The sequence below is a fragment of the Sutterella faecalis genome, assembly GCF_006337085.1.
Lineage (GTDB): Bacteria > Pseudomonadota > Gammaproteobacteria > Burkholderiales > Burkholderiaceae_F > Sutterella > Sutterella faecalis.
Genome location: NZ_CP040882.1, coordinates 2007596 through 2034011, shown reverse-complemented (window position 1 = coordinate 2034011; position 26416 = coordinate 2007596). Strand labels below are relative to the sequence as shown.

The 26416-nt window shown below is 58.8% G+C and carries 36 protein-coding genes; 2 read left to right on the top strand and 34 right to left on the bottom strand.

Features of this window, described 5'->3' with window-relative positions; translation table 11 throughout:
• Nucleotides 1–41: 41 nt before the first annotated feature.
• On the top strand, nt 42–746 hold the full coding sequence (yihA, locus tag FG381_RS08550) for a ribosome biogenesis GTP-binding protein YihA/YsxC (RefSeq protein ID WP_139688427.1): 705 nt from the start codon (nt 42–44) through the stop codon (nt 744–746).
• A gap of 5 nt (nt 747–751) precedes the next feature.
• Nucleotides 752–1765, top strand: a complete 1014-nt coding sequence (gene hemB / locus FG381_RS08545) for a porphobilinogen synthase (protein ID WP_139688426.1) — start codon at nt 752–754, stop codon at nt 1763–1765.
• Between the two features lie 108 nt (nt 1766–1873).
• Here the strand turns inward: hemB and FG381_RS08540 are convergent, their stop codons facing one another.
• The 34 genes from FG381_RS08540 to rpoC all read right to left on the bottom strand — a co-directional run bounded on the left by FG381_RS08540 (nt 1874) and on the right by rpoC (nt 26412).
• On the bottom strand, nt 1874–2263 hold the full coding sequence (locus FG381_RS08540) for an RNA-binding S4 domain-containing protein (protein ID WP_139688425.1): 390 nt from the start codon (nt 2261–2263) through the stop codon (nt 1874–1876).
• Between the two features lie 122 nt (nt 2264–2385).
• Nucleotides 2386–2814, bottom strand: a complete 429-nt coding sequence (gene rplQ / locus FG381_RS08535) for a 50S ribosomal protein L17 (RefSeq protein WP_139688424.1) — start codon at nt 2812–2814, stop codon at nt 2386–2388.
• Nucleotides 2815–3008: 194 nt separating this feature from the next.
• Entirely contained in the window at nt 3009–4028 is a 1020-nt protein-coding gene (locus tag FG381_RS08530) for a DNA-directed RNA polymerase subunit alpha (protein ID WP_139688423.1), read from the bottom strand.
• 274 nt (nt 4029–4302) lie between these two features.
• Nucleotides 4303–4929, bottom strand: coding sequence for a 30S ribosomal protein S4 (gene rpsD, locus FG381_RS08525; protein WP_139688422.1), 627 nt, complete (start codon nt 4927–4929; stop codon nt 4303–4305).
• 110 nt (nt 4930–5039) lie between these two features.
• Nucleotides 5040–5447, bottom strand: coding sequence for a 30S ribosomal protein S11 (gene rpsK, locus FG381_RS08520; RefSeq protein ID WP_139688421.1), 408 nt, complete (start codon nt 5445–5447; stop codon nt 5040–5042).
• Between the two features lie 13 nt (nt 5448–5460).
• Complete coding sequence (rpsM, locus tag FG381_RS08515; RefSeq protein ID WP_139688420.1) at nt 5461–5826, bottom strand: 30S ribosomal protein S13; 366 nt, start codon at nt 5824–5826, stop codon at nt 5461–5463.
• A gap of 12 nt (nt 5827–5838) precedes the next feature.
• On the bottom strand, nt 5839–5952 hold the full coding sequence (gene rpmJ / locus FG381_RS08510; RefSeq protein WP_139688419.1) for a 50S ribosomal protein L36: 114 nt from the start codon (nt 5950–5952) through the stop codon (nt 5839–5841).
• A 315-nt stretch (nt 5953–6267) separates the two neighbouring features.
• Nucleotides 6268–7593 carry a preprotein translocase subunit SecY gene (secY, locus tag FG381_RS08505; protein ID WP_139688418.1) on the bottom strand — a complete coding sequence of 442 codons (1326 nt, stop codon included), beginning with the start codon at nt 7591–7593 and terminating at the stop codon, nt 6268–6270.
• A gap of 25 nt (nt 7594–7618) precedes the next feature.
• Nucleotides 7619–8053 carry a 50S ribosomal protein L15 gene (gene rplO / locus FG381_RS08500; protein WP_139688417.1) on the bottom strand — a complete coding sequence of 145 codons (435 nt, stop codon included), beginning with the start codon at nt 8051–8053 and terminating at the stop codon, nt 7619–7621.
• An 18-nt stretch (nt 8054–8071) separates the two neighbouring features.
• Nucleotides 8072–8254, bottom strand: coding sequence for a 50S ribosomal protein L30 (gene rpmD, locus FG381_RS08495; protein ID WP_139688416.1), 183 nt, complete (start codon nt 8252–8254; stop codon nt 8072–8074).
• A 15-nt stretch (nt 8255–8269) separates the two neighbouring features.
• Entirely contained in the window at nt 8270–8788 is a 519-nt protein-coding gene (gene rpsE / locus FG381_RS08490) for a 30S ribosomal protein S5 (RefSeq protein ID WP_139688415.1), read from the bottom strand.
• A 14-nt stretch (nt 8789–8802) separates the two neighbouring features.
• Entirely contained in the window at nt 8803–9168 is a 366-nt protein-coding gene (gene rplR, locus FG381_RS08485) for a 50S ribosomal protein L18 (protein WP_174857881.1), read from the bottom strand.
• 18 nt (nt 9169–9186) lie between these two features.
• On the bottom strand, nt 9187–9720 hold the full coding sequence (gene rplF / locus FG381_RS08480) for a 50S ribosomal protein L6 (RefSeq protein WP_139688413.1): 534 nt from the start codon (nt 9718–9720) through the stop codon (nt 9187–9189).
• A 15-nt stretch (nt 9721–9735) separates the two neighbouring features.
• A complete protein-coding gene (gene rpsH, locus FG381_RS08475; protein ID WP_139688412.1) occupies nt 9736–10131 on the bottom strand; it encodes a 30S ribosomal protein S8 in 396 nt (131 codons plus the stop codon).
• A 16-nt stretch (nt 10132–10147) separates the two neighbouring features.
• The gene (rpsN, locus tag FG381_RS08470; RefSeq protein ID WP_139688411.1) at nt 10148–10453 is read right to left on the bottom strand and encodes a 30S ribosomal protein S14; all 306 of its coding nucleotides are present in this window, start codon (nt 10451–10453) and stop codon (nt 10148–10150) included.
• A 12-nt stretch (nt 10454–10465) separates the two neighbouring features.
• Complete coding sequence (gene rplE, locus FG381_RS08465; RefSeq protein ID WP_139688410.1) at nt 10466–11005, bottom strand: 50S ribosomal protein L5; 540 nt, start codon at nt 11003–11005, stop codon at nt 10466–10468.
• A gap of 8 nt (nt 11006–11013) precedes the next feature.
• Nucleotides 11014–11337 (bottom strand): 50S ribosomal protein L24, encoded by a 324-nt coding sequence (rplX, locus tag FG381_RS08460; protein WP_139688409.1) that lies wholly within the window; start codon nt 11335–11337, stop codon nt 11014–11016.
• Nucleotides 11338–11350: 13 nt separating this feature from the next.
• Nucleotides 11351–11719, bottom strand: coding sequence for a 50S ribosomal protein L14 (gene rplN / locus FG381_RS08455; protein ID WP_139688408.1), 369 nt, complete (start codon nt 11717–11719; stop codon nt 11351–11353).
• Between the two features lie 241 nt (nt 11720–11960).
• Nucleotides 11961–12230, bottom strand: a complete 270-nt coding sequence (rpsQ, locus tag FG381_RS08450; protein WP_139688407.1) for a 30S ribosomal protein S17 — start codon at nt 12228–12230, stop codon at nt 11961–11963.
• Entirely contained in the window at nt 12227–12421 is a 195-nt protein-coding gene (rpmC, locus tag FG381_RS08445) for a 50S ribosomal protein L29 (RefSeq protein ID WP_139688406.1), read from the bottom strand. Before rpmC ends, rpsQ begins: the two co-directional genes overlap by 4 nt.
• Nucleotides 12422–12439: 18 nt before the next feature.
• Nucleotides 12440–12856: a 50S ribosomal protein L16 gene (gene rplP / locus FG381_RS08440; RefSeq protein ID WP_005431612.1), complete on the bottom strand. Its 417-nt coding sequence runs from the start codon at nt 12854–12856 to the stop codon at nt 12440–12442.
• A 2-nt stretch (nt 12857–12858) separates the two neighbouring features.
• A complete protein-coding gene (rpsC, locus tag FG381_RS08435; protein WP_139688405.1) occupies nt 12859–13644 on the bottom strand; it encodes a 30S ribosomal protein S3 in 786 nt (261 codons plus the stop codon).
• A 17-nt stretch (nt 13645–13661) separates the two neighbouring features.
• Nucleotides 13662–14000, bottom strand: a complete 339-nt coding sequence (gene rplV / locus FG381_RS08430) for a 50S ribosomal protein L22 (protein ID WP_139688404.1) — start codon at nt 13998–14000, stop codon at nt 13662–13664.
• Nucleotides 14001–14279: a 30S ribosomal protein S19 gene (gene rpsS, locus FG381_RS08425; RefSeq protein ID WP_139688403.1), complete on the bottom strand. Its 279-nt coding sequence runs from the start codon at nt 14277–14279 to the stop codon at nt 14001–14003.
• Nucleotides 14280–14291: 12 nt separating this feature from the next.
• Nucleotides 14292–15119 carry a 50S ribosomal protein L2 gene (gene rplB / locus FG381_RS08420; RefSeq protein ID WP_139688402.1) on the bottom strand — a complete coding sequence of 276 codons (828 nt, stop codon included), beginning with the start codon at nt 15117–15119 and terminating at the stop codon, nt 14292–14294.
• Nucleotides 15119–15418, bottom strand: coding sequence for a 50S ribosomal protein L23 (gene rplW, locus FG381_RS08415; protein ID WP_139688401.1), 300 nt, complete (start codon nt 15416–15418; stop codon nt 15119–15121). Before rplW ends, rplB begins: the two co-directional genes overlap by 1 nt.
• Nucleotides 15415–16032 carry a 50S ribosomal protein L4 gene (gene rplD / locus FG381_RS08410; RefSeq protein WP_139688400.1) on the bottom strand — a complete coding sequence of 206 codons (618 nt, stop codon included), beginning with the start codon at nt 16030–16032 and terminating at the stop codon, nt 15415–15417. The genes rplW and rplD overlap by 4 nt, the downstream gene beginning before the upstream one ends.
• Nucleotides 16033–16043: 11 nt before the next feature.
• Nucleotides 16044–16688, bottom strand: coding sequence for a 50S ribosomal protein L3 (gene rplC / locus FG381_RS08405; RefSeq protein WP_139688399.1), 645 nt, complete (start codon nt 16686–16688; stop codon nt 16044–16046).
• 175 nt (nt 16689–16863) lie between these two features.
• Nucleotides 16864–17175, bottom strand: coding sequence for a 30S ribosomal protein S10 (gene rpsJ / locus FG381_RS08400; protein WP_005431601.1), 312 nt, complete (start codon nt 17173–17175; stop codon nt 16864–16866).
• A gap of 137 nt (nt 17176–17312) precedes the next feature.
• A complete protein-coding gene (gene tuf, locus FG381_RS08395) occupies nt 17313–18503 on the bottom strand; it encodes an elongation factor Tu (protein ID WP_139688388.1) in 1191 nt (396 codons plus the stop codon).
• Nucleotides 18504–18546: 43 nt separating this feature from the next.
• Nucleotides 18547–20649 carry an elongation factor G gene (fusA, locus tag FG381_RS08390; RefSeq protein WP_139688398.1) on the bottom strand — a complete coding sequence of 701 codons (2103 nt, stop codon included), beginning with the start codon at nt 20647–20649 and terminating at the stop codon, nt 18547–18549.
• A gap of 72 nt (nt 20650–20721) precedes the next feature.
• Nucleotides 20722–21192, bottom strand: coding sequence for a 30S ribosomal protein S7 (rpsG, locus tag FG381_RS08385; RefSeq protein WP_139688397.1), 471 nt, complete (start codon nt 21190–21192; stop codon nt 20722–20724).
• 163 nt (nt 21193–21355) lie between these two features.
• Nucleotides 21356–21733 (bottom strand): 30S ribosomal protein S12, encoded by a 378-nt coding sequence (rpsL, locus tag FG381_RS08380; protein WP_005434247.1) that lies wholly within the window; start codon nt 21731–21733, stop codon nt 21356–21358.
• Nucleotides 21734–22053: 320 nt separating this feature from the next.
• Nucleotides 22054–26412 carry a DNA-directed RNA polymerase subunit beta' gene (gene rpoC / locus FG381_RS08375; protein WP_139688396.1) on the bottom strand — a complete coding sequence of 1453 codons (4359 nt, stop codon included), beginning with the start codon at nt 26410–26412 and terminating at the stop codon, nt 22054–22056.
• Nucleotides 26413–26416: the final 4 nt, after the last annotated feature.

Sequence of the window (26416 nt, the reverse complement as noted above, 5' to 3'; positions counted from 1 at the left end):
CGGCGGCATTGCCGCCGGCCCACTTTTGGGAACCCCAACACGTGAGCCTTTTCGATTCCGCCCGCTTTCAGATTTCAGCCGCCAAGCTTTCGGGGCTGCCGACCACGATAGAGCCTGAAATCGCATTTGCCGGACGCTCCAATGCCGGGAAGTCCACCACGATCAATGTGATCACGAGGAAGACCCGTCTCGCCTTCGCGTCGAAAACCCCCGGCCGCACGCAGCTCATCAATTTCTTTGAGCTCTCACGCAAAACGCCCGACGGGAAGTCCCGCGAAACGGTCGGCCGCCTTGTGGACCTTCCGGGCTACGGCTTCGCCAAGGCGAATGAATCCGTCCGCGGATCCTGGTCCGATCTGGTGGGGGGCTACATTGCCGGCCGACGTCAGCTTGCCGGACTCGTCATCGTGATGGATTCGCGCCGCCCCTTCATGCCGACCGATGAATGGCTCATCGACTTCATGCGGGAACGCCCCGAAGTGCGTCAGCTCTGGCTCCTCAACAAGTGCGACCAGATCAAGAACATGGAGCGCCGTCAGACGCTCCGCAAGGCCGAGGAGCGCGCCGCCGCCTTCGGTCCTCAGGTTTCCGTGCAGTTTTTCTCGGGCCTGAAGCGCGAAGGCGTTGATCAGCTGATCGAAACGCTTGAATCCTGGCTTCCGGCTCCAGCCTCCGCAGCAGCCGCTGCCGAAGGCGAAAACACTTCATCCGTCCGGAGCGACATCTCCGGAACAAACGAGAGGTAATAGAAATGCAAACTCTTGGTGCCTATCCGATGGTGCGCATGCGCCGCATGCGTCACGACGACTTTTCCCGCCGCCTGATGCGCGAGAATGTCGTCACGCCGAACGATCTGATTCTTCCGGTCTTCGTAATGGAAGGAACCGCCCGCCGCGAACCCGTCCCGAGCATGCCCGGGGTGGATCGTCTGACGATTGACGAGCTTCTCAAGGTCGCCGGCGAATGCGTTGAGCTCGGAATTCCGATGATTGCGCTTTTCCCCCATATCGAGGATGCGCTCAAGACGCCGGACGGCCGTGAAGCGGCCAATCCGGACGGCCTCATTCCGCGTGCCGTCAAGGCTCTGAAGGCGGCCTATCCTCAGCTCGGCGTCATGTGCGACGTTGCGCTCGACCCATACACGACGCACGGCCAGGACGGTCTCATTGATGAAACGGGCTACATTCTCAACGACGAAACGATTGAGATGCTCGTCAAGCAGGTGATGGCTCAGGCCAAGGCGGGTGCCGACGTGGTTGCCCCCTCCGACATGATGGACGGCCGCATCGGCATCATCCGCAAGGCGCTCGAGGATGAAGGCCTCATCCATACGCGCATCATGGCCTACTCCGCCAAATACGCTTCCTCCTACTACGGTCCCTTCCGCGATGCCGTGGGCTCTGCCTCGAATCTCGGCAAGTCCAATAAGGCCGTCTACCAGCAGGATCCGGCCAACGGCAATGAAGCGCTCTGGGAAGTGGGCCTCGACCTCGCCGAAGGCGCTGACATGGTCATGGTGAAGCCGGGCGTTCCTTATCTCGACGTTCTCTGGCGCGTAAAGCAGGAATTCGGTGCTCCGACCTTTGCTTATCACGTCTCCGGCGAATACGCGATGATTAAATTCGCCGCCGCTGCCGGTGCGATCGACGAAAAGAAGATCACCTTCGAGACCATGGTTTGCTTCAAGCGTGCAGGCGCTGACGGCATCCTCACCTACTGCGCGCTCGACGTGGCTCGCTGGATCAAGGAAGGCTACAACTACTGATGAAGCATTTCTGCCGTTCCTCAAAGGGACGGCGGAAAAAATTCATCCCGCCGCGAGGCCCGCATTCTCTTGAAGAAGAATGGCGGGCCTTTTGTTTGAACAGGCTTCTCAGCGGAATCCTTCTTCCTTGAAGCGGCGGAGTTCCCGACCCTCTCGTTTAGTGGGACGCCCCTGGCGAATCGTGGTCGAAGGCTCAAAAGCGAGCTTCATCATGGCGCGTTTGGCTTCCCGCGCCTTCACGCTTTCTTCTGTTTCCCTGTAGAGAAGCTGAGCCTGCGGGGCAGGACCGCGCACAGCAGAAAGCCCTTCGACGTAAACGGTAAAGACCTCTTCGCCCCGGTGAATCTCAAGCCTGTCGCCCACGCGGACGTCGCGTGAAGGCTTCGCTCGCTGACCGCCGATCAGCACGCGGCCAAGCCCCACTTCGTCCTGAGCAATGGAACGGGTCTTGAAGAAGCGCGCAGCCCAGAGCCATTTGTCGATGCGCATGGAATCCATGATGGGCGATTTCCTTAGAGTCTGTGAATGAAGAAATATAGAAAAGCCCGCACTTCCACCAGAGGGAAATACGGGCTTCTCGAACCTCATCCCGCAGTCAGGCGGGATGCGCCGCAAGGCAATTATTCAGCCTTGACGTCTTCGGCGGGAGCAGCGGCGGCAGGAGCCGGAGCAGCAACTTCCTCAACCGGCATGGCGCGTTCGGTGAGTTCCATGTAGGCCATCGGAGCATTGTCGCCGTTGCGGAAGCCCATCTTCAGGATGCGGGTGTAGCCGCCCTGACGGTTGGCGAAGCGCGGAGCAACTTCGTTGAAGAGCTTGACGACGACGTCGCGGTCGCGGAGGCGATTGAAGGCGAGGCGCTTGTTGGCAACCGTCGGTTCCTTGGCGAGCGTGATCAGGGGTTCAACGACGCGGCGGAGTTCCTTGGCCTTCGGGAGGGTCGTGCGGATGGCTTCGTGCGTGAGGAGGGAGCAAGCCATGTTGCGCAGCATCGAGAGACGATGAGCAGAGGTGCGGTTAAGCTTGCGATAGCCGTTGCGATGACGCATTTTCTAATTTCCTTGAATCTAAAATCGGCCGGCAAGGAATGCCGGCTTTACTGAAGCGCTCTTCCCCGTCATCTTCTATCTTCACGTGAAGTGAAGCGGTCGGGTGGAGGCGCTCGTAAGACGTACTGATGTACGAAAGGCGCGATTTTATATGATCGCGCCTTCCGTAATCAAGCCTTAGGGCTCAGAAATTTTCAGCGGTCCGTAAGACCCGGCGTGCCGGCACCGGCAGGCGGCCAGTTCTCGAGCTTGGAGCCGAGCGTAAGGCCGTGAGCGGCGAGGACTTCCTTAATTTCGTTGAGCGACTTGCGGCCGAGGTTCGGCGTCTTGAGAAGTTCATTCTCAGTGCGCTGAATAAGGTCGCCGATGAAGTAGATGCTCTCCGCCTTAAGGCAGTTGGCCGAACGAACGGTAAGTTCGAGATCGTCAACCGGACGAAGGAGGATCGGATCGAGCGGCGGCGGATTATTGGCCGAGTCGTCCGTCTTCTGACCTTCAACATCCTGTTCCGGATGGATGGAGCCGAAGACAGCGAGCTGGTCCTGAAGAATGCGCACGGATTCACGCAGCGCTTCTTCCGGGCCGATGGCACCGTTGGTTTCAATCGTGATCTCGAGCTTGTCGAGGTCGGTGCGCTGGGCAACGCGGGCGGCCATCACCTGATAGGCAACGCGGCGGATGGGCGAGAAGGACGCATCCATGATGATGCGGCCGATCGAGCTCTTGGAGTAGTCGTCGCGGAAGCCGCGAACGTCGCCGGGCTGATAGCCGCGGCCCTTTTCGATCTTAACCTGCATCTCAAGGCGGCCACCGGAAAGGTGAGCGATGACGTGATCGGGATTAAGAACCGTCACATCGTGCGGGAGATCAAAGTCGGCAGCCGTGACGACGCCTTCACCGTCCTTACGGAGCATCACAGTGACTTCATCGCGCTTTTCGAGCTTAAAGACAACGCCCTTCAGATTGAGAAGGATGTCGACCACGTCTTCGAGAACGCCGTCGATCTGGGAATACTCATGAACGATGCCGGTGATCTGCGCTTCCGTGGGGGCAAAACCCACCATGGAGGAAAGAAGAATGCGGCGCAGCGCATTGCCGAGCGTGTGGCCGTAGCCGCGTTCGAACGGCTCGAGCGTGATGACGGCGCGGTTGGGATTCTGCGGATCAACGTCAACGTCGACGCTGGTGGGCTTCAGGAGAGCTGTATTAGCCATCTCTAAATAAGTTCCTTTTGGTTCAATACCCTCGGCTCGTTACACCGATAAGGCTGAAAAGGCGGACAGAATGCTGGAGGCGCAAGCTGTCCCTAAACAGATGCATTTTAAATGCATCCGCAAAATTCCTTTGCATAACCCAGGGGAATTTTGCGGATGAATTTAAGAACAAAACGCGGCTCGAAAAAGGAGCCGCGTTTCGCCGTGTGTGCATCGATCTTTCGACCCGGAGAGCACCGAACGAACTGTTCGGTGCCCAGAGGATCCTCCCAGATCAGCGGGAGTAGCGTTCGATGATGAGCGCTTCGTTGATTTCCGGAGCGACTTCGTCGCGGGCCGGAAGGGTCTTGAAGGTGCCGGTGAACTTCTTGGCATCCACTTCAACCCAGGCCGGGAAGCCGTTCTGCTGCGCGAGGTCAAGAGCCTCGGCGATGCGAACCTGCTTCTGAGCCTTTTCACGAACAGCGATCACATCGCCGGCGCGAACGGAGTAGGAGGGAATGTTCACCTTGCGGCCGTTCACTTCGATGGCGCCATGGCTGACGAGCTGGCGGGCTTCCGCGCGCGTCGAGCCGAAGCCCATGCGATAAACGACGTTGTCAAGGCGGCTCTCAAGGAGCTGAAGGAGCTTTTCGCCCGTGTTACCGCGAAGGCGGGAAGCCTCAGCGAAATAACGACGGAACTGACGTTCGAGAACGCCGTACATGCGCTTGGCCTTCTGCGTTTCACGCATCTGGTTGCCATAGTCGGACATGCGGGCTCCGGAGATCTTGCCGTGCTGGCCCGGCTTGGAGCCGACGTCCTTGACTTTGGACTCAAACGAACGACGGGCGCTCTTCAGATTCAGGTCAATGCCTTCGCGACGCGAAAGCTTGAGCTTGGGACCGAGATATCGTGCCATTTAAAAATGCCTCTCTTATCCTGTAGGACTCCCTACATTCAGTCCGTGCCGCCTCAGCATGCGGAACAACGGACGCGGGATTCAACAACAGAATGAATAATTCTGGAGTATTAGACGCGGCGACGCTTGGAGGGGCGAACGCCGTTGTGCGGGACCGGGGTCACGTCCTGGATGGAGGTGACGCGGATGCCGAGCGCGTTAAGCGCACGCACGGAAGACTCGCGGCCGGGACCAGGGCCCCAGATGCGGACTTCGATGTTCTTCAGGCCATGTTCGAGGGCGATCTTGCCAGCGTGGTCCGCAGCAACCTGAGCAGCGAACGGGGTGGACTTACGCGAGCCCTTGAAGCCCTGCGCACCCGACGACGAGGCAGCAATGGAGTTGCCCTGACGGTCGGTGATCGTCACGATCGTATTGTTGAACGAGGCGTGAATATGAGCGATGCCTTCCGTAACGACCTTACGGACCTTCTTGCGGCCGCGGGCGGTAGCGGAGGACTTGGAGTTGTTGCCAGCCATAACTAACCTTTAATTACTTCTTGAGCGTGACGCCAACCTTGCGCGGGCCCTTGCGGGTGCGAGCGTTGGTGCGGGTACGCTGACCACGGACCGGGAGGCCGCGGCGATGACGCATGCCACGATAGGTGCCGAGGTCGATCAGACGCTTGATCGAAAGCTGGATCTCACGACGGAGATCGCCTTCAACGGTGAACTTGGAAACGGCATCACGGATGCGTTCGAGTTCAGCGTCGTCGAGGTCCTGGACCTTCTTCGTGCAGGGAATGCCGCAAGCATTGAGAATCTGGCGGGCACGCGGACGGCCAATGCCATAAATGGCAGTGAGACCGATCTCAGCATGCTGCTGCGGCGGAATATTGATACCGGCGATACGAGCCATTGTGTTACCTCTTTAGCCTTGACGCTGCTTGTGACGCGGGTCAGTGCAGATCACTCGAACAACGCCTTTGCGCTTGATGATCTTGCAGTTGCGGCACATTTTCTTAATTGAAGCTCTAACCTTCATTTAAATAATCTCCACAAGCTGATGAGCTTGGAATTTCGATGCCCACACGGCAGAAACGTCGAATAATAATCGACATTACGGAAACGCGCAACCGAATAGAGGCCCGGGCTTCAAAAATTTGCCTCTTTAACGGTTGTGCGGAGGAAAGCTTTATAGCGAGCAACTTCCCGCTGACCCGAATAGCCAGTGGGAAGTTGAGCTTTCCATTCAGCCTGAAAGGGCAGCATAAGCCGCCCTTTCAAAGCTTTTTTGGTCTCTTCCGCCTCAGGAAGCGATCGTACCCAGAAGTTCAGAGACTGAACTTCGGAAAGCGGATCACTTCCGGGTGAGACCGCGGAAATTGGTTTTCCGCAGCAGATTTTCGTACTGGTGCGTCATCATGTACGCCTGAACCTGACTCATGAAGTCCATCGTCACAACCACAACGATCAGCAGCGAAGTACCGCCGAAATAGAAGGGAACGTTGAACTTGAGGTTAAGGAACTCAGGAACGAGACACACAAAGACGAGATAAGCCGCACCGCCGAGCGTAAGACGCAGGAGCACGCGGTCAATGTAACGCGCCGTCTGCTCACCCGGACGAATGCCCGGAATGAAGGCACCGCTCTTTTTCAGATTCTCAGCCGTTTCCTTCGGGTTGAAAACCAACGCCGTGTAGAAGAAGGCAAAGAAAATGATGAGCGCTGCGTAGAGAAGCGTGTAAAGCGGCTGTCCGGGCGAAAGCGCGGCCGCGAGGTCGCGGATCCAGCGAGTGGAGTCGCCCGAGGTAAACCAACCTGCCAGCGTAGCCGGGAAGAGGATCAGCGACGAAGCAAAGATCGGGGGAATAACACCCGACATGTTCATCTTGAGGGGCAGATACGAGCTCTGCCCGCCATAGATCTTGTTGCCGATCTGACGCTTGGCGTAATTGACCGTGATGCGGCGCTGGCCGCGCTCAACGAAGACCACGAAAGCAGTAACGGCGAGAACAATGGCGATCACGAAAATCGCGGCAAGGGGACTGATGGCACCGGTCGACACAAGCTGGAAGAGTCCGCTCGTGCCGTTCGGAAGGCCGGCCACAATACCTGCGAAGATGATGATCGAAATGCCGTTGCCGAGACCGCGTTCGGTAATCTGCTCACCGAGCCACATGAGGAACATGGTGCCCGTGAGAAGCGAAACGGTCGTTGTAATGCGGAAGAGGAACCCGGGATCAAGAACGAGCCCGGGCTGCGTTTCGAGCGCTACAGCGATGCCAAAGCCCTGGAAAAGACCAAGCAGCAGCGTCCCGTAACGGGTGTACTGCGTGATCTTTCTGCGGCCCTGTTCACCCTCTTTGCGGATCGCCTCCAGGCTCGGCAGCACGTACGACAGCATCTGAAAAATAATAGATGCTGAAATGTACGGCATGATGCCGAGCGCGAAGACGGAAAAGCGCGAGAGAGCACCGCCGGAGAACATGTTGAACAGCCCGAGAATGCCGCCCTGCTGCTGATTGAACAGCTGCTGGAGCATATCGGGATCAATACCGGGAACCGGCACATGAGCGCCGATACGGTATACAACGAGTGCAAGCGCCAGGAAGATCAGGCGACCCTTAAGGTCGCCGTACTTGCTGAGGCCTGACTGCTGCTTTGAGCTGGGGCTATTCGCCACGTCCTATCCTCTTGCAGTTTGTCTCTTACTCTGCGACGGAGCCGCCGGCCGCCTCGATGGCAGCGCGGGCACCCTTCGTCACGCCGAGGCCGCGCACCGTCACCTTGCGGGTGATGGCGCCCGACAGGATCACGCGAGCGTCCTTGGCAAGCGTCGAAACAACGCCGGCTTCCTTAAGGACGAGCAGATCGATTTCATCGACACCGAGACGTTCGAGATCGGAGAGGCGAACCACTTCGACGAACTTGCGGGAGAGGGACGTGAAGCCGCGCTTCGGGAGGCGGCGATACATCGGCATCTGGCCGCCTTCGAAACCGACCTTGTGGAAGCCGCCGGCACGCGACTTCTGGCCCTTGTGACCGCGACCCGCGGTCTTGCCCCAACCGGAGCCGACACCACGGCCAACGCGATGGTGAGCGTGCTTCGAGCCCTCAGCGGGCTTGATGGTATTCAAACGCATTTTGGGTCATCCTTCGGATCATTCAGCGCGCACGAGGTACGCAACCTTGGTGATCATGCCGCGAACGGCGGGCGTATCTTCGAGCTCGCGCGTCTGGCCGATCTTCTTGAGGCCGAGACCGAGAACGGTGGCGCGGTGATCCGCGTTCGTCCCGATCGGGCTCTTCACCAGAGTGACCTTGATGGTCTTCTTTTCGGACATGTCTTGGACTCCGGATTAGCCGAGCAGCTCTTCGACCGTCTTACCGCGCTTGGCCGCGATTTCAGCGGGCGAGCGGAGGTTTTCGAGGGCGTTGAGCGTCGCACGGACGAGGTTGTACGGATTGGTCGAGCCGTAGGCCTTCGCAACAACGTTGCGGATGCCGACAGCGTCGCAGACGGCGCGCATCGGGCCGCCGGCGATGACGCCGGAACCTTCCGGAGCCGGCATCATGATGACGCGGGAGGCGCCATGACGGCCTTCAACGGCGTGATGCAGCGTGCCGTTCTTGAGCGGGACGCGCTTCATCGTGTGACGAGCGCGTTCCATGGCCTTCGTAACGGACTGCGGCACTTCGCGGGACTTGCCCGTGCCCATGCCGATGGAGCCGTCGCCGTCGCCCACAACCGTGAGCGCCGCGAAAGCGAGAATACGGCCGCCCTTGACGGTCTTGCTGACGCGGTTGACCGCGATCATCTTTTCACGCAGGCCGTCGTCCTGTTCTTCGACCGCGTTTTTACCTTGAACCTTAGCCATTGCCAGCACCTCGGTTAGAACTTGAGGCCGGCTTCGCGCGCAGCTTCAGCAAGCGCGGCGACACGGCCGTGGTAACGGTAGCCAGAGCGATCGAAGGCGCAGGTTTCAATACCGGCAGCCTTCGCCTTTTCGGCGATGCGAGCACCAACGAGCTTGGCAGCGGCGACGTTGCCGCCACGGCCAGTCTGGTTGGCGAGCTGAGCGCGCACTTCCGGCTCGACCGTGGAGGCGGAGCAGAGCGTGCGGCCATTGTCGGCCGAAATGATGCTGGCGTAGATGTGCAGATTGGTACGATGGACCGTCAGGCGATCGACCTTCTGCAGCAGAATGCGGGCGCGCGTGGCGCGGGCGCGACGCAGGCGGCTTTGTTTCTTGTTGATCATCTTCTAACGTCCGAATTACTTCTTCTTGGTTTCCTTGATCACGACATGCTCATTCGCATAACGGACACCCTTTCCCTTATAGGGTTCGGGGGAACGATAAGCGCGAACTTCAGCAGCCGTCTGACCAACCTTCTGCTTGTCAGCACCCTTGATGATGATTTCAGTCGGGGTGGGCGTCTCAACCTTGATGCCGGCGGGCATGTGGTGCACAACCGGATGCGAGAAGCCAAGCGACAGATTGAGCTTGTCACCCTGAGCCTGGGCACGATAGCCCACGCCGACGAGGGCGAGGCGCTTTTCGAAGCCGACCGAGCAGCCCTTCACCATGTCATTGACGAGGGCACGCATCGTGCCGACGTTGGCGTTGGACTCACGGGACTCATCGAGCTGTTCGAAGTGGAGGTGGCCCTCAGCTTCGGTAACCTTGACGAGCGGCAGGACGTGCATCTTCACTTCGCCCACGGGACCCTTGACGGTCACATATTCGGGGGTGAGCGTAACGGTCACGCCCTTGGCGATGGTGACGGGGATCTTAGCGATACGACTCATTTCACACTCCTCGGGTTAGGCGACGTAGCAGATAACTTCGCCGCCGACGCCGGCCGCGCGGGCAGCGCGATCGGTCATCACGCCCTTCGGGGTCGAAACGATCGCGATGCCGAGACCGTTCATCACCTGGGGGATGCTGTCGTGGTTCTTGTAAATGCGCAGGCCCGGACGGGACACGCGCTCGAGGCGTTCGATAACCGGACGGCCGGCATAGTACTTGAGCGTAACGTTGAGCTCGTTCTTGCCGTTGTTAGCCGCCACTTCGTAGTTTTCGATGTAGCCTTCTTCCTTGAGGACCTTGGCGATGGCAACCTTCAGCTTGGAGGAAGGCATAACCACCGCGGCCTTGTCGACCATCTGACCGTTGCGGATGCGGGTCAGCATGTCGGCGATCGGATCACTCATACTCATTTCGCAATCTCCTCGCTTACCAGCTGGCCTTCTGGAGGCCGGGGATGTCACCGCGCATGGCGGCGTCACGAATCATTTCACGGCAAAGACCGAACTTACGGAAATTGCCACGGGGACGACCGGTAATCGCGCAACGGTTGCGCAGACGGACCGGGGAAGCGTTGCGCGGCAGCGCTTCGAGCTGTGCGCGGGCTTCGAGACGTTCATCCATCGAGCGGGTAGCGTCGTTGATGATCGCCTTGAGGGCGGCGCGCTTGGCCGCGAACTTAGCGACCGTCGCGCGGCGCTTGGCTTCGCGGTTAATGAGAGCAAGTTTTGCCATTTTGCGTCAACCTCAGTTGCGGAACGGGAAGCTGAAACCAGCGAGGAGAGCCTTGGCTTCTTCGTCGGTCTTAGCCGTCGTGGTGATGGAGATGTTCATGCCGCGGATCGAATCGATCTTGTCGTATTCGATTTCCGGGAAGATGATCTGTTCCTTGAGGCCGATGTTGTAGTTGCCGCGGCCGTCAAAAGCACGACCAGACACGCCGCGGAAGTCGCGGACGCGCGGGAAGGCGATCGTAACGAGACGATCAAGGAAGTCGTACATGCGTTCGCCACGGAGGGTGACCATGCAGCCGATCGGCATGTTTTCGCGGATCTTGAAGTTCGCGATAGCCTTGCGGGTGCGGGTGACCATCGGCTTCTGGCCGGCGATCTTGGTCATGTCGCCGACGGCGAATTCGATGTTCTTCTTGTCGTTAACGGCTTCACCAACGCCCATGTTGAGCGTGATCTTGGTGATGCGCGGAACCTGCATGACAGTCTTGTAGCCGAACTTCTTCATGAGTTCGGGGACAATGGTGTCGTGATAAAGGGAGCTGAAACGCGACATGGGTACCCTCATTCGGCCTTGGCACCGACGACGGCGCCATTGGACTTGAACACGCGAACCTTCTTGCCATCAACTTCCTTGAAGCCGATGCGTTCGCCCTTGCCCGTTTCCGGATTGACCAGCATAACGTTGGACTGATCGATCGGGAGGGTCTTGTCGACGATGCCGCCCTCGATGCCGAGGGTCGGATTCGGGCGGACGGCCTTCTTCACGACATTGACGCCTTCCACGAGAACGTGGCGGTCGTCAACGCGGGCGAGAACCGTGCCCTTGGTGCCGCGGTCGCGGCCGGCGATGACCACAACCTGGTCGCCTTTACGAATGCGCTGCATTTTCTCTCCTCAATTAGATGACTTCAGGAGCGAGCGACACGATCTTCATGAACTGCTCGGTACGCAGTTCACGGGTCACCGGCCCGAAGATACGGGTGCCGATCGGCTCGAGCTTGCTGTTGAGGAGAACGGCGGCATTGCCGTCAAAGGCGATCTTGGAACCGTCCGGACGACGAACGCCGTGAGCGGTACGGACCACAACAGCGTTGTAGACCTCGCCCTTCTTCACGCGGCCGCGCGGAGCAGCTTCCTTGACCGTCACCTTGATGACGTCACCGATGTTGGCGTAGCGGCGCTTGGAACCGCCCAACACCTTGATACACATGACCGAACGCGCACCGGTGTTATCGGCGACGTCCAGTCGGCTTTGCATCTGAATCATTACTGAAAAATTCCCAACTTATTCCGCATACGCGGACAGTATTGGCCCCGTATGGCGGGGATGAGGTCCGATCATCCGCGCGAGTCATGCAGCAAATGGCATGTGCGGACGACGGACTAAGAAATGCATCGCCCGGAATCCCACCAGAAGTGGCATCCGGGCGACGGGGTGCAAATATAACTGAACGTTCAGTTACTTTGCAAGCGATGTGGGGTGATTTTTTTCACCCCGCTCGACTTTCTTAGAGGACTTCGGCCTTCGTGAGGATCTTCGTCACGTTCCAAGACACAGTCTTGGAGACGGGGCGGACTTCCTCAATCTCGACACGATCGCCCTCGCCGCAGGCGAGCTCATCGTGCGCGTGGTACTTCTTGCTCTTAACGACATACTTGCCGTAGAGCGGGTGCTTGACCTTGCGCTCGACAAGAACGGTGACCGTCTTGTCCATCTTGTTGCTCGTGACCACACCGATGAGAGTGCGGGTGAGCGATTCCTTCGTCTGTTCGGTCATTTCGTGGTCGCCTTCTGGGTGAGGATAGTGCGAACGCGCGCGATGTCGCGACGCGTCTGACGCAGCGAAGCCGTGTTCTGCAGCTGCTGGGTGGCCTTCTGCATACGCAGCTTGAAGTGCGTCTTCAGAAGTTCCTGCAGTTCCTGCTTGAGCTCGGTCTCACTCTTGGCACGCAGTTCCTTAGCGTTCATGTCCGTGTCTCCTTGTAATTACATGCCGACCTGGCGGACAACGAACGTGGTCTTCACGGGCAGCTTGGCAGCTGCGAGCGCGAAGGCTTCGCGGGCGAGCGACTCTTCCACGCCGTCCATTTCGTAGAGCACGCGGCCCGGCTGGACCAGCGCAACCCAGTATTCAGGATTGCCCTTACCGTTACCCATACGGACTTCGGCAGGCTTCGAGGAAATGGGCTTGTCCGGGAAGATGCGGATCCAGACGCGGCCGCCGCGCTTGATGTGGCGCGTAATGGCACGGCGCGCGGCTTCGATCTGGCGGGCCGTGATACGACCACGCTCAAGCGTCTTCAGACCAAACTCACCGAAGGAAACGTTCGCACCGCGGGTGGCGAGGCCGTAGTTACGACCCTTCTGATCCTTGCGGTACTTGCGACGATTAGGCTGCAGCATCGTTATTCTCCGTCCTTAGCAGCCGGCTTGCGGGGAGCGCGGTCCTGCTTCATATCGTTGCGACGGCCGTTGTTGCGGCGCGCACCGGGCTTGCCGTTGCGATCCGAGCGGCGGCCGCGGCGGTCTTCGCGCGGAGCCTGAGCTTCAGCGGGTTCTTCCGCGCCGAAGTTGTCTCCCTTGTAGACCCAAACCTTGACGCCGACAACACCGTACGTCGTGTGAGCTTCACTCGTGGCGTAGTCGATGTTGGCGCGAAGCGTCTGCAGAGGCACGCGGCCTTCACGGTACCACTCGTCACGGGCAATGTCTGCACCGTTGAGACGGCCGGAAGACTGCACCTTGATGCCGAGAGCGCCGAGGCGCATGGCATTCTGCATGGCGCGCTTCATCGCGCGGCGGAACATCACGCGCTTTTCGAGCTGCTGCGTGATGCCGTCAGCGATGAGCTGAGCGTCAAGTTCCGGACGGCGAACTTCTTCGATGTTGACGTGAACAGGCACGCCCATCATCTTCTGAACTTCAGCCTTAAGAGCTTCAATATCAGCGCCCTGCTTGCCAATCACGATGCCCGGACGAGCCGTGAAGATCGTGATGCGCGCATTGTTGGCCGGACGTTCGATGAGAACGCGGGCGACGGACGCATTGCGGAGCTTCTTCAGGAGGAAGGCGCGAACCTTCAGATCTTCCTGGAGAGTGCTCGGGTAATCGCGGCCGCTCGCGTACCAACGCGACGTCCAGTTGCGCGTAACCGGGAGGCGGAAGCCGGTGGGATTAATTTTCTGACCCATGGTAATTCACCTGTTTCTTAGCTTTCGCCGTCGCCGACGGTGATGTAGATGTGGCTCGTCTGCTTGTTGATGCGCGTACCGCGGCCCTTGGCGCGGGCGCCGAAGCGGCGCAGCGTAGCAGCCTTTTCCACATGGATCGTCTTCACATAGAGCGTATCGATGTCAGCACCATCATTGTGCTCGGCGTTGGCAATCGCACTCTCGAGCGCCTTGCGGATGATGCCGGCTGCACGCTTCTGGGTGAACTCCAGAATCGCGAGAGCCTTGCCCACCTGCTGGCCGCGAATGAGGTCAGCAACGAGGCGACCTTTCTGGGCGGAAAGGCGAACGCCACGAACTTTAGCTGTCGTTTCCATTTACTTACCCACCTTCTTGTCGCCGGAGCTGTGGCCCTTGAACGTGCGGGTGAGCGCAAATTCGCCGAGCTTGTGGCCGACCATGTTTTCATTGATGTACACCGGAACATGCTGACGGCCGTTGTGGACGGCGATGGTCAGACCAATGAATTCCGGAACAATCGTCGAGCGACGCGACCAGGTCTTGAGCGGACGCTTGTCGCGGCTCGCCTGGGCGGCTTCAACCTTCTTCATGAGGTGCCCGTCAACGAACGGGCCTTTTTTCAAAGAGCGAGACATTCTAGGGCTCCCTTACTTGCGGTTACGGCGCTGGATGATCATGGAATCCGTGCGCTTGCTGTTGCGGGTACGATAGCCCTTCGTGAGCTGACCCCACGGCGTGACAGGAGCGCGGCCAGTGCCGGTCTTGCCTTCGCCGCCGCCGTGCGGATGGTCCACCGGGTTCATGGCAACGCCACGAACGGTCGGACGGATACCGCGCCAACGCTTAGCACCGGCCTTGCCGAGCTCGCGCAGGCTGTTCTCTTCGTTGCCGACCGTACCAATGGTGGCACGGCACTCGATGAGAACGCGACGGACTTCGCCAGAACGCAGACGGACCTGAGCGTACTCGCCTTCACGGGCGATCAGCTGGCCGAAAGCACCGGCGGCGCGCACAAGCTGAGCACCCTTGCCCGGGAGCAGCTCGATGCAGTGAATCGTCGAACCGACCGGGATGTTACGCAGCGGAAGCGTATTGCCGGCCTTGATCGGGGATTCGGGACCATTGAAGATCTGCTGACCAACCGTCAGGCCCTTCGGAGCAATGATGTAGCGGCGTTCGCCATCGGCGTAGAGCACGAGAGCGATGTTGGCCGAGCGGTTCGGATCGTATTCGATGCGTTCAACGCGGGCGGGAATTCCATCCTTATCGCGCTTGAAGTCGATGATGCGATACGCACGCTTGGCACCGCCACCCTTATGACGGCAGGTGATATGACCGTTGTTGTTGCGGCCATTCGTACGATTCTTCTTCTCAACAAGAGCGGCCCAGGGCTTACCCTTGTGGAGCTCCTTGTTGACAACCTTGACCGCATGACGGCGGCCGGGGGACGTCGGCTTGAGTTTGACGAGAGCCATTACATCACCTCTTGCTCGAACTTGATTTCCTGACCCTCAGCGAGCGTGACGTACGCCTTGCGAACGTCATTGCGCTTGCCCATGAAGCGGCCAAAGCGCTTCTGCTTGCCCTTCAGGTTCAGAATCTGCACCGCCTTGACCTGCACCTTAAAGAGCAGTTCAACAGCGGACTTAACCTCGGACTTCGTCGCATCCGGGACGACGACGAAAGACCACTGATTGTGCTTTTCGCCGATCATCGTGCTCTTCTCGGAGACGATGGGACCGACGAGCACCTTCATCAGACGTTCCTGATTCATGCCAACATCTCCTCGATCTGAGCAACAGCCGCCTTGGTGGCCACGACCTTGTCAAAGTAGAGAAGGCACAGCGGATCCGCATAGCGGGGCGTAACGACGAGCACATCCTTCAGATTGCGCGAGGCAAGAATGATGTTGTCGTCAAGTTCTTCCTCACCAATGATGATGAGAGTGCGCTCGTTGAGGCCGAGCGTCTTGAGCTGACCAGCGAAGTCCTTGGTCTTCGGCGTTTCAGCCTTGAGAGCTTCAACGACAGCGAAGCGAGCGTCCGTCACGAGCTTCGAATAGATCGAAGCCATGGCAGCGCGGAACATCTTCTTGTTGACCTTCTGGCTGAAGTTTTCGTCCGGGGTGTTGGGGAACGTACGTCCACCACCACGCCACAGCGGCGAGCTCGTCATACCCGAGCGGGCACGACCGGTGCCCTTCTGGCGCCAGGGCTTCTTCGTCGAGTGATGAACATCACGACGGTTGAGCTGGGCGCGGGTGCCGAGACGAGCGTTGGCCTGGAAGGCAACAACGATCTGATGCACGAGGGCTTCGTTGTATTCGCGGGCGAACACGGCGTCAGCAGCTTCGACCTTGCCCTGTTCGTTAAGGATATTGAGTTCCATTGTTTCGCTCCTTACGCCTTAACAGCAGGACGAACGATGACTTCACCGCCCTTGGCGCCCGGAACGGCACCGCGAACGAGCAGAAGCTGGCGTTCCTTGTCAACGCGGGCGACCACAAGATTCTGGGTCGTGCGGCGGACGTCACCGAGGTGACCGGCCATGCGCTTGCCGGGGAACACGCGGCCCGGATCCTGGCGATTACCGATGGAGCCGGGGGCATTCGTCGTCACGGAGTTACCGTGGGAAGCACGGTTGGACGAGAAGTGGTGGCGCTTGATGGCGCCGGCAAAACCCTTACCGATGGTCGTACCCGTCACGTCGACCTTCTGGCCTTCCGTGAAGATTTCGACAGAGAGGGTCTGGCCGGGCTTGAATTCGGCGACCTTCTCCGCATCGATGCGGAACTCTTTAAGGGTGCAGGCAGCTTCGACGCCAGCTTTGGCAAACTGGCCGGCGAGCGGCTTGTTGACGCGCGAGGGCTTCTTCGTGCCGTACGCGACCTGAACGGCGTTGTAACCGTCGGTATCCTGCGTCTTGACCATGGTGACGCGGTTGTTCGACACGTCGAGCACGGTCACGGGAACGGTCGTTCCGTCGTCCGTGAAGATACGCGTCATGCCGATCTTGCGACCGACGAGGCCGAGCTTTTCACTCATTGTTTTCTCCACCCCGGCTGCGATTGGCCGGGACCGGTTTCATAAAAATGTCCCTGACTTTGCTTTCAATAGTCAAAACAAAATCTGTTTGGGGACAAGAAAGGCGCGATTCTAGCGGCCTCCGGAACTTCGTGCAATCGAAATCGCCGGAGTTTTTCGCTTGAATCTGAAAAGGTTACTGAACCTTGATCTTGACATCCACGCCGGCGGGGAGGTCGAGCTTCATCAGAGCATCAACCGTCTTGTCGGTCGGATCAACGATATCCATCAGGCGCTGGTGCGTGCGGATTTCGAGCTGGTCACGGCTCGTCTTGTTGACGTGCGGCGAACGCAGGATGTCAAAGCGCTGAATGCGCGTGGGAAGAGGAACGGGGCCGCGAACGACAGCGCCGGTGCGCTTGGCAGTGTCGACGATCTCGAGAGCAGACTGGTCGATGAGCTTGTAGTCGTAGGCCTTGAGGCGGATGCGAATGCGCTGAGACTGCATTTCGTTTTCCTAGAAAAAAGAACAGTTAAAAGAACAGAGGGAGCGGAGTATAACCCCGCTCCCTCTGTCGATCAAGTCGAATCAGGGACTTTTTCGCTCCTCTTGAAAGAAGCGAAAAAATCTATGCTTCTCAGCAATTATTCGATGATCTGGGCAACGACGCCGGCGCCGACCGTGTGGCCGCCTTCACGAATAGCGAAGCGCAGACCCTGTTCCATAGCGATCGGGCAGATCAGCTTCACGGTCATCGTGATGTTGTCGCCAGGCATGACCATTTCGACGCCTTCCGGCAGCTCGATCGTGCCCGTCACGTCCGTCGTGCGGAAGTAGAACTGCGGACGATAGCCCTTGAAGAACGGCGTATGACGGCCGCCTTCTTCCTTCGTCAGCACGTACACCTCACCCTTGAAGTGGGTGTGCGGCGTGATCGAACCCGGCTTCGCGAGAACCTGACCGCGTTCAACGTCTTCACGCTTCGTGCCGCGAAGCAGAATGCCAACGTTGTCGCCAGCCTGGCCCTGGTCGAGCAGCTTGCGGAACATTTCAACGCCCGTGCAGGTCGTCTTCGTCGTCGGCTTGATGCCGACGATTTCGATTTCATCGCCCACGGCGATCACGCCGCGTTCAACACGACCCGTCACAACCGTGCCGCGGCCGGAGATCGAGAACACGTCTTCGATCGGCATGAGGAACGGCTGGTCAACAGCACGCTGCGGCGTCGGAATGTACGTGTCGAGCGTTTCGGCGAGCTTGAGGATCGACGGTTCGCCGATCGGGCTCTGGTCGCCTTCGAGGGCGAGCTTCGCGGAACCCTTGATGATGGGAATGTCGTCGCCCGGGAAGTCGTACTTCGAGAGCAGTTCGCGAACTTCCATCTCGACGAGCTCGAGGAGCTCTTCGTCGTCAACCATGTCGCACTTGTTCAGGTAGACGATGATGTAGGGCACGCCGACCTGACGGGCAAGCAGAATGTGCTCGCGGGTCTGGGGCATCGGACCGTCAGCGGCCGAAACCACGAGGATCGCGCCGTCCATCTGCGCAGCGCCCGTGATCATGTTCTTCACATAGTCAGCGTGGCCCGGGCAGTCAACGTGAGCATAGTGACGATGTTCCGTCTCGTACTCAACGTGCGCGGTGTTGATGGTAATGCCGCGGGCCTTTTCTTCAGGCGCCGCGTCGATCTGATCGTAAGCCTTGGCTTCACCGCCGAAGTGCTTCGAGAGAATCGTCGTAATGGCAGCAGTCAGCGTGGTCTTACCATGGTCAACGTGACCAATCGTGCCCACGTTCACATGCGGCTTCTTACGCTCAAATTTTTCCTTGGCCATATTCAATCCTTGAATGGTTGGGATTTAGGTTATCTGATTGATTTTACTTCGTCTTGTCGGCGATGACAGCTTCAGCCACAGCACGGGGAGCTTCAGCGTAGTGCTTGAACTCCATCGTGTAGGTCGCACGACCCTGCGTGAGCGAACGAAGCTGGGTAGCGTAGCCGAACATTTCGGCAAGCGGAACCTCGGCCTTGATGCTCTTGGCACCGCCAGGCAGATCGTCCATGCCCTGGATGACGCCGCGACGGGACGAAAGGTCGCCCATCACATCGCCCATCTTTTCTTCCGGCGTTTCGACTTCAACGGCCATGATCGGCTCGAGGAGGACCGGGTCTGCCTGACGCATACCGTCCTTGAAAGCCATCGAGGCAGCGATCTTGAACGCGTTTTCGTTCGAGTCGACTTCATGGTACGAACCGAAGTGGAGCGTGACCTTGACGTCAACAACCGGGAAGCCGGCCAGCACGCCAGCCTTCAGGGTATCTTCAACGCCCTTTTCAACGGCCGGGATGTATTCACGGGGAACCACACCGCCCTTAATGGCGTCGACGAATTCGAAGCCCTTGCCGGGTTCAAGCGGCTCAAGCTTCAGAACAACGTGACCGTACTGGCCACGGCCGCCCGACTGCTTGGCGAACTTGCATTCGGCGTTTTCAACAGTCTTGCGGATCGTTTCGCGGTAGGCAACCTGAGGCTTGCCGACGGTCGCTTCAACGTTGAACTCGCGGCGCATACGGTCGACGAGAATTTCAAGGTGAAGCTCGCCCATGCCGGAGATGATGGTCTGGCCGGACTCTTCGTCGGTACGCACGCGGAAGGACGGGTCTTCCTGAGCAAGACGATTGAGGGCGAGCGCCATCTTTTCCTGGTCGGCCTTGGTCTTGGGCTCAACGGCCTGCGAGATCACGGGTTCCGGGAACTCCATGCGTTCAAGGATGATCGGAGCGTCAAGCGCGCAGAGCGTGTCGCCCGTCGTAACGGACTTCAGGCCGACCGCAGCAGCGATGTCGCCAGATTCGACCATCTTGATTTCCTTACGCTCATTGGCGTGCATCTGGAGCAGACGGCCGATGCGTTCCTTATTGTCCTTAACGGAGTTGAGAACGGTGTCGCCGGAGTTGAGGATGCCGGAATAAACGCGAAGGAACGTGAGCTGACCAACATACGGGTCAGTCATGATCTTGAAGGCAAGCGCGGAGAACGGAGCATCGTCGCTCGCTTCGCGGGTGACTTCCTTATCGTTCAGGTCGAAGCCCGGAACCGGCGGAATGTCGGTCGGAGCCGGCAGGAACTGCACGACAGCGTCGAGCATGCGCTGCACGCCCTTGTTCTTGAAGGCGGTGCCGCAAAGCATCGGCTGAATTTCGCAGGCGATGGTGCGCTGACGAATGCCCTTGATGATTTCCTCTTCGGTAAGGGTGCCTTCCTCGAGGTACTTATTCATGAGCTCTTCGTTCGCTTCAGCGGCGGCTTCGATCATCTTCTCACGCCATTCGTTGGCGGAATCGACGAGTTCAGCGGGGATTTCTTCGTAGGTGAACTTCATGCCCTTCGAAGCTTCGTCCCAAATGATCGCCTTCATCTTGAGAAGGTCAACCACGCCGGCAAACGTGTCTTCCGCACCGATCGGAATGACGATGGGCACGGGGTTCGCCTGGAGGCGCTTCTTCATCTGGTCATAGACCTTGAAGAAGTTGGCGCCGGTACGGTCCATCTTGTTGACGAACGCGAGGCGGGGGACGTGGTACTTGTTCGCCTGACGCCACACCGTTTCGGACTGCGGCTGAACGCCGCCCACGGCGCAGTACACCATGCAGGCGCCGTCAAGGACGCGCATCGAACGTTCCACTTCAACCGTGAAGTCGACGTGGCCCGGGGTGTCGATGATGTTCAGGCGATACGGTTCCCACTGCATCTCCATGCCGCGCCAGAAGCAGGTCGTGGCAGCGGACGTAATGGTGATGCCGCGTTCCTGTTCCTGCTCCATCCAGTCCATCGTCGCAGCGCCGTCATGCACTTCGCCGATCTTGTGGTTGACGCCCGTATAGAACAGGATGCGTTCAGTCGTGGTGGTCTTGCCCGCGTCAATGTGGGCAGAAATACCGATATTGCGATAGCGCGAAATCGGAGTCTGACGAGCCATTTAAGGTTCCTCTCAAAGTTCGCCGCACGAACTCCTTTAGCCGGAGCACCGTGCGGTGGATAAGCGATTCGATTAGAAGCGGAAATGCGAGAAGGCCTTGTTGGCTTCAGCCATACGATGGACCTCATCGCGCTTCTTCACGGCACCGCCGCGATTTTCGCTGGCGTCGAGCAGTTCGCCGGCGAGGCGCTGCGGCATCGACTTTTCGGAGCGGCTCTTGGCCGACTCGCGCAGCCAGCGCATCGCGAGGGCGAGGCGGCGGACCGGACGGACTTCAACCGGGACCTGGTAGTTCGCGCCACCGACGCGGCGGGACTTAACCTCAACCAGCGGACGGACGTTGTTGATGGCGTTGTTGAACACTTCCAGAGCGCTCTTGCCGGTCTTTTCTTCGATCTGCGCGAAGGCGCCGTAGACGATGCGTTCCGCAACCGCCTTCTTGCCATCGAGCATGATCACATTGATGAACTTGGTAACTTCAACGCTGCCGAACTTCGGATCCGGCAGAATTTCGCGCTTAGGTACTTCGCGACGACGGGGCATTTGAATTCCTCTTTCGATACTTCAGTCTTGTACGTTCTTCGTTCCCCAACCGGGGCGAGCCGTACATTTGGATTGATTTTGCGGACTGAGCGTCCGCGACTTACTCGGTCCGGGAAAACGTTTTCCCATGACCGTTCGCCTGCGGCAGATGCCGCGAAGCCTATTAGGCCGCCTTCGGGCGCTTCGCGCCGTACTTGGAGCGGGCCTGCTTGCGATCCTTGACGCCCTGGGTATCCAGAGAGCCGCGCACGATGTGATAGCGCACGCCAGGAAGGTCCTTCACACGGCCGCCGCGGATGAGCACAACAGAGTGCTCCTGCAGGTTGTGGCCTTCGCCGCCGATGTAGGAAATGACTTCAAAGCCGTTGGTGAGGCGCACCTTGGCGACCTTACGCAGAGCGGAGTTCGGCTTCTTCGGGGTCGTGGTATACACACGAGTGCAAACGCCGCGCTTCTGCGGGCAGTTCTTAAGAGCCGGGCTCTTGCTCTTATCGTGCGTGAGCTCACGAGGCTTGCGAACAAGCTGGTTAATAGTAGGCATATCGTCCGTCTAAATTGTTAAGAGCGCCCCTATCAAACATAAAGAGACGCTGTTGTTTAACCGTCTTCAGCGCCCTATTCTCCCCGAACAGCCTACTCCCAGAGGGAATTTGCTATATATAACGGGAATTTCAGGACCCTGAAGGCAGGTGATTGTCGTTCAGTTTGCTCCAGAGTGTCAAGCCAAAGCTCCGGAAAAACAAAAAAGAACGGTCCGAACTCCTCTCTGTTCAGAAGATATGGAGTTCGAACCGTTCTTTTTTCCGCGATCAAGCCGGCAGCAGTAGAGCTGCCGACATGATCGCGAGTTCTTCGCTGAAATTACGAAGCAGGCTGTTCTTCAGCCTCAGCGGGCTTCTTCGGAGTCTTCTCTTCTTCCGCCACCGCTTCCTTGTGGTCAAAGGCGGCGAAAGGATTGACAGCGGGCTTTTCGGCTGCTTCAGACATTTCCTCTTCCACTTCCTGCTGGGCCGCAGCGGCTTCGCCTTCAGGGAGAGGTTCGTCGAATGCCTGCGTTTCACGTTCGAGACGCTCTGCAAGCTCCTGAGCCTTATGCGCCTGATGATAGGCAAGACCCGTACCGGCAGGAATCAGGCGGCCGACGATCACGTTTTCCTTCAGGCCACGCAGATCGTCGCGCTTGCCCATGATGGCAGCTTCGGTAAGAACGCGAGTCGTTTCCTGGAAGGACGCTGCAGAAATGAAGCTGTCCGTCGAAAGAGACGCCTTCGTAATGCCGAGGAGCACGTTTTCATAGGTAGCAGGACGCTTGCCGAGCGCAGTGACGCGATCGTTCTCGTCGAGCATTTCGGAACGCTCAACCTGTTCGCCCTGAATGAAGTGCGTATCGCCCGGATCAGCAATCTGGACGCGGCGCAGCATCTGACGAACGATCACTTCAATGTGCTTGTCATTGATCTTCACGCCCTGCAGACGATAAACGTCCTGCACTTCGTCGACGATGTAGCGAGCGAGCTCTTCAATGCCGAGGAGACGGAGGATGTCATGCGGATCAACCGGACCGTCGACGATTTCTTCACCCTTCTGAACGACCTGACCGTCGTGGACGAGAACCGTCTTGTCCTTGCTGATCAGCGTTTCATGCGCATTACCTTCCTGGTCGGTAATGATGAGACGCTGCTTGCCCTTCGTTTCCTTGCCGAACGTAACCGTACCGGTAACTTCAGCAAGCATGCCGGCATCCTTCGGACTGCGAGCTTCGAAGAGTTCCGCAACACGAGGCAGACCACCCGTAATATCGCGGGTCTTCTGCGACTCGGTCGGAATACGTGCGAGCACTTCGCCCATGCCGATGTCCTGACCGTCGCGGACAACCACGAAGGCGCCCACCGGCAGCTGAATCGTCACGGCGTGGTCCGTACCCGGAATCTTCACCTCGGACCCATCCTCATTGAGGAGGTGAACCAAGGGGCGAAGAATGCCTGCAGCACTTGCCTTGCCGCCCTTGCCGGCCGTCTTCTTCGGGTCGATGACGACGAGGCTCGAAAGCCCCGTCACTTCGTCGACCTGATTCATCACGGTGACGTTTTCGATCACGTTTTCGAACTTCACGCGACCGGCGTACTCCGTAATAATCGGGCGGGTCATCGGATCCCACGTAGCCAGCTGCTGGCCCGCCTTGATCGTCTGATCAGCCTTCACGAGGAGCGTTGAACCGTACGGCACCTTATGGCGTTCGCGTTCACGGCCGTGGTCGACAACCACGATTTCGCCCGAACGGGAAATAACCACCAGCTCGCCCTTCGAGGACTTGACGAAGCGCATGGCGGGGCTGAAAGTCACCGTACCGGCAGACTTTGCTTCCACGCTCGAGGCCACGGCAGCTCGTGAAGCTGCACCGCCGATGTGGAACGTACGCATCGTAAGCTGCGTGCCCGGTTCGCCAATCGACTGAGCAGCGATGACGCCGACCGATTCACCAGCATTGACGAGCGTGCCGCGTCCGAGATCACGGCCGTAGCACTTGGCGCAGAGACCGTAGCGCGTGTCGCAGGTGAGCGGCGTGCGGACCTTCACCATGTCAATGCCGAGCTCGTCGAGCTTGTCGCAGGCGCGTTCATCGAGCAGCGTTCCGGCAGTAAGAACCACTTCGTGCGTGTCAGGATTGATGACGTCGGTCGCCGTCACGCGTCCGAGGACGCGGTCGCGCAGAGCCTGAATAACCTCACCGCCCTCAACAAGCGCGCGCATTTCAACGCCGCGGGTCGTGTGGCAGTCATCTTCCACCACCACGAGATCCTGCGTAACGTCAACAAGACGACGCGTGAGGTAGCCGGAGTTCGCGGTCTTCAGAGCCGTATCCGCGAGGCCCTTACGGGCACCGTGGGTCGAGATGAAGTACTGCAGAACGTTAAGGCCTTCACGGAAGTTCGCCGTAATCGGCGTTTCAATAATGGAGCCGTCAGGCTTGGCCATCAGGCCGCGCATGCCGGCCAGCTGGCGAATCTGCGCTGCGGAACCGCGGGCGCCCGAGTCGGCCATCATGTAGACGCTGTTGAAGGATTCCTGAGAAACCTTGTGGCCGTGACGATCGATCGTGGGCTCGGACGAGAGCTCCTGCATCATCACCTTACCCACCTGGTCCGAAGTACGGCCCCAGATGTCGACCACCTTGTTGTAGCGCTCGCCCTGGGTCACGAGACCCGAGGTGTACTGCGCTTCAATTTCCTTCACTTCCTGCTCGGCGGCGCGAACGAGGCCTTCCTTCTGAGCGGGGACCTTCATGTCGCCCACGCAGATCGAAATGCCGGCACGCGTCGAGAGACGATAGCCGTTGTCCTTGAGCTTATCGGCGAAGATCACCGTCGCGCGCAGACCGCAGAGGCGGAAGCAGCGGTTGATGAGCTTGGCGATTTCCTTCTTCTTGAGGGTGATGTTGAGCTCCTTGAAGCTCATGCCTTCCGGAAGGATTTCCGAGAGAAGCGCGCGGCCGACAGAAGTCTCGTAACGGACGATCTTCGGCGTCTTCTCACCGGTTTCGCGGTTAAGTTCGTATTCCTTGATTCGCACGGTGCAGCGGGTCTGCAGCTCGACGACGCCGTTGTCCCAGGCGCGCTGAACTTCAGCGACGTCCGAGAAGAACATGCCTTCGCCCTTGCCGTTGATCTTTTCGCGGGTTGCGTAGTAAAGACCAAGCACCATGTCCTGCGACGGCACGATCGAAGGATCGCCGTTAGCCGGGAAGAGGACATTGTTGGAGCTCATCATCAGTCCGCGAGCCTCGAGCTGAGCTTCGAGGGAAAGCGGAACGTGAATAGCCATCTGGTCGCCGTCGAAGTCGGCGTTGAAGGCCGCGCAGACGAGCGGATGGAGCTGCATTGCCTTGCCTTCGATCAGCTTCGGCTCAAAAGCCTGAATGCCGAGTCGGTGAAGCGTAGGCGCGCGGTTGAGCATGACCGGGTGCTCGAAAATCACTTCTTCGAGGATGTCCCAGACCACGGCTTCCTGGTTCTCAACCATCTTCTTCGCAGCCTTCGGCGTCGGTGCAAGACCACGCAGAACGAGCTTATTGAAGATGAAGGGCTTGAAGAGCTCGAGCGCCATCAGCTTCGGCACGCCGCACTGGTGCAGACGCAGTTCCGGGCCCACCGTAATCACGGAACGGCCGGAGTAGTCGACGCGCTTACCGAGAAGGTTCTGACGGAAGCGGCCGGACTTGCCCTTGATCATGTCGGCGAGCGACTTGAGCGGACGCTTGTTCGCACCGGTCATCGCCTTGCCGCGGCGGCCGTTGTCGAGAAGCGAGTCCACAGCTTCCTGGAGCATGCGCTTTTCGTTGCGCACGATGATGTCCGGAGCCTTGATTTCAAGGAGGCGCTTCAGGCGGTTGTTGCGGTTGATGACGCGGCGATAGAGATCATTGAGGTCCGAAGTCGCAAAGCGGCCGCCGTCAAGCGCGACGAGCGGACGGAGATCCGGCGGGAGCACCGGCAGGACCGTCATGATCATCCATTCGGGCTTGATGCCCGAACGCTGGAAGCCTTCAAGGACCTTGAGTCGCTTGGCGAACTTCTTGATCTTTGCTTCCGAAGCCGTATTGGCGAGCTCATCGCGAAGACGAGCAACTTCTGCATCGATATCAATCGTGCGCAGGAGTTCGCCAATCGCTTCAGCGCCCATCATGGCCTTGAAGTCGTCGCCGAACTCAGCCGTCTTCTGGATGAATTCCTCTTCGTTGAGAAGCTGGCCGCGCTCAAGCGTCGAAAGGCCCGGATCAACAACGATGTAGGCTTCGAAGTAAAGCACGCGCTCGATGTCGCGAAGCGGAATATCGAGCACCATGCCCATACGCGAAGGCAGGCTCTTGAGGAACCAGATGTGCGCCACCGGGCTCGCGAGGTCAATGTGACCCATGCGTTCACGGCGCACCTTGGCGAGCGTCACTTCAACGCCGCACTTTTCGCAGATGACGCCGCGATTCTTGAGGCGCTTGTACTTGCCGCAAAGGCATTCGTAGTCCTTCACCGGCCCGAAGATCTTCGCGCAGAAAAGACCGTCGCGCTCAGGCTTCTGAGTGCGGTAGTTGATCGTCTCCGGCTTTTTGACTTCGCCGTAGGACCAGGAGTGGATCTTTTCAGGGCTGGCAAGACCGATGCGGATGGCATCGAAATGCTCGTCCTTGTGGACCTGGTTGAAAATGTCATTAAGCGCAGAATTCATTTCG

What these genes read in the sequence shown, in the direction of transcription:
- hemB (WP_139688426.1), top strand. Translation starts at nt 752, where the DNA reads ATGCAAACTCTTGGTGCCTATCCGATGGTGCGCATGCGCCGCATGCGT.
- FG381_RS08540 (WP_139688425.1), bottom strand. Translation starts at nt 2,263, where the DNA reads ATGGATTCCATGCGCATCGACAAATGGCTCTGGGCTGCGCGCTTCTTC.
- rplQ (WP_139688424.1), bottom strand. Translation starts at nt 2,814, where the DNA reads ATGCGTCATCGCAACGGCTATCGCAAGCTTAACCGCACCTCTGCTCAT.
- FG381_RS08530 (WP_139688423.1), bottom strand. Translation starts at nt 4,028, where the DNA reads ATGGCTAATACAGCTCTCCTGAAGCCCACCAGCGTCGACGTTGACGTT.
- rpsD (WP_139688422.1), bottom strand. Translation starts at nt 4,929, where the DNA reads ATGGCACGATATCTCGGTCCCAAGCTCAAGCTTTCGCGTCGCGAAGGC.
- rpsK (WP_139688421.1), bottom strand. Translation starts at nt 5,447, where the DNA reads ATGGCTGGCAACAACTCCAAGTCCTCCGCTACCGCCCGCGGCCGCAAG.
- rpsM (WP_139688420.1), bottom strand. Translation starts at nt 5,826, where the DNA reads ATGGCTCGTATCGCCGGTATCAATATTCCGCCGCAGCAGCATGCTGAG.
- rpmJ (WP_139688419.1), bottom strand. Translation starts at nt 5,952, where the DNA reads ATGAAGGTTAGAGCTTCAATTAAGAAAATGTGCCGCAACTGCAAGATC.
- rplO (WP_139688417.1), bottom strand. Translation starts at nt 8,053, where the DNA reads ATGCGTTTGAATACCATCAAGCCCGCTGAGGGCTCGAAGCACGCTCAC.
- rpmD (WP_139688416.1), bottom strand. Translation starts at nt 8,254, where the DNA reads ATGTCCGAAAAGAAGACCATCAAGGTCACTCTGGTGAAGAGCCCGATC.
- rpsE (WP_139688415.1), bottom strand. Translation starts at nt 8,788, where the DNA reads ATGGCTAAGGTTCAAGGTAAAAACGCGGTCGAAGAACAGGACGACGGC.
- rplF (WP_139688413.1), bottom strand. Translation starts at nt 9,720, where the DNA reads ATGAGTCGTATCGCTAAGATCCCCGTCACCATCGCCAAGGGCGTGACC.
- rpsH (WP_139688412.1), bottom strand. Translation starts at nt 10,131, where the DNA reads ATGAGTATGAGTGATCCGATCGCCGACATGCTGACCCGCATCCGCAAC.
- rpsN (WP_139688411.1), bottom strand. Translation starts at nt 10,453, where the DNA reads ATGGCAAAACTTGCTCTCATTAACCGCGAAGCCAAGCGCCGCGCGACG.
- rplE (WP_139688410.1), bottom strand. Translation starts at nt 11,005, where the DNA reads ATGTCGCGTTTCAGCTCCCTTTATCACGACACCATTGTCCCCGAACTC.
- rplX (WP_139688409.1), bottom strand. Translation starts at nt 11,337, where the DNA reads ATGCAGCGCATTCGTAAAGGCGACCAGGTTGTGGTCATCGCCGGCCGC.
- rplN (WP_139688408.1), bottom strand. Translation starts at nt 11,719, where the DNA reads ATGATTCAGATGCAAAGCCGACTGGACGTCGCCGATAACACCGGTGCG.
- rpsQ (WP_139688407.1), bottom strand. Translation starts at nt 12,230, where the DNA reads ATGACCGAACAGACGAAGGAATCGCTCACCCGCACTCTCATCGGTGTG.
- rpmC (WP_139688406.1), bottom strand. Translation starts at nt 12,421, where the DNA reads ATGAACGCTAAGGAACTGCGTGCCAAGAGTGAGACCGAGCTCAAGCAG.
- rplP (WP_005431612.1), bottom strand. Translation starts at nt 12,856, where the DNA reads ATGCTGCAGCCTAATCGTCGCAAGTACCGCAAGGATCAGAAGGGTCGT.
- rpsC (WP_139688405.1), bottom strand. Translation starts at nt 13,644, where the DNA reads ATGGGTCAGAAAATTAATCCCACCGGCTTCCGCCTCCCGGTTACGCGC.
- rplV (WP_139688404.1), bottom strand. Translation starts at nt 14,000, where the DNA reads ATGGAAACGACAGCTAAAGTTCGTGGCGTTCGCCTTTCCGCCCAGAAA.
- rpsS (WP_139688403.1), bottom strand. Translation starts at nt 14,279, where the DNA reads ATGTCTCGCTCTTTGAAAAAAGGCCCGTTCGTTGACGGGCACCTCATG.
- rplB (WP_139688402.1), bottom strand. Translation starts at nt 15,119, where the DNA reads ATGGCTCTCGTCAAACTCAAGCCGACGTCCCCCGGCCGCCGTCATGCG.
- rplW (WP_139688401.1), bottom strand. Translation starts at nt 15,418, where the DNA reads ATGAATCAGGAACGTCTGATGAAGGTGCTCGTCGGTCCCATCGTCTCC.
- rplD (WP_139688400.1), bottom strand. Translation starts at nt 16,032, where the DNA reads ATGGAACTCAATATCCTTAACGAACAGGGCAAGGTCGAAGCTGCTGAC.
- rplC (WP_139688399.1), bottom strand. Translation starts at nt 16,688, where the DNA reads ATGAGTGAAAAGCTCGGCCTCGTCGGTCGCAAGATCGGCATGACGCGT.
- rpsJ (WP_005431601.1), bottom strand. Translation starts at nt 17,175, where the DNA reads ATGCAGTCTCAGCGCATTCGCATCCGCCTCAAGGCCTACGACTACAAG.
- tuf (WP_139688388.1), bottom strand. Translation starts at nt 18,503, where the DNA reads ATGGCCAAGGAAAAATTTGAGCGTAAGAAGCCGCATGTGAACGTGGGC.
- fusA (WP_139688398.1), bottom strand. Translation starts at nt 20,649, where the DNA reads ATGGCTCGTCAGACTCCGATTTCGCGCTATCGCAATATCGGTATTTCT.
- rpsG (WP_139688397.1), bottom strand. Translation starts at nt 21,192, where the DNA reads ATGCCCCGTCGTCGCGAAGTACCTAAGCGCGAAATTCTGCCGGATCCG.
- rpsL (WP_005434247.1), bottom strand. Translation starts at nt 21,733, where the DNA reads ATGCCTACTATTAACCAGCTTGTTCGCAAGCCTCGTGAGCTCACGCAC.
- rpoC (WP_139688396.1), bottom strand. Translation starts at nt 26,412, where the DNA reads ATGAATTCTGCGCTTAATGACATTTTCAACCAGGTCCACAAGGACGAG.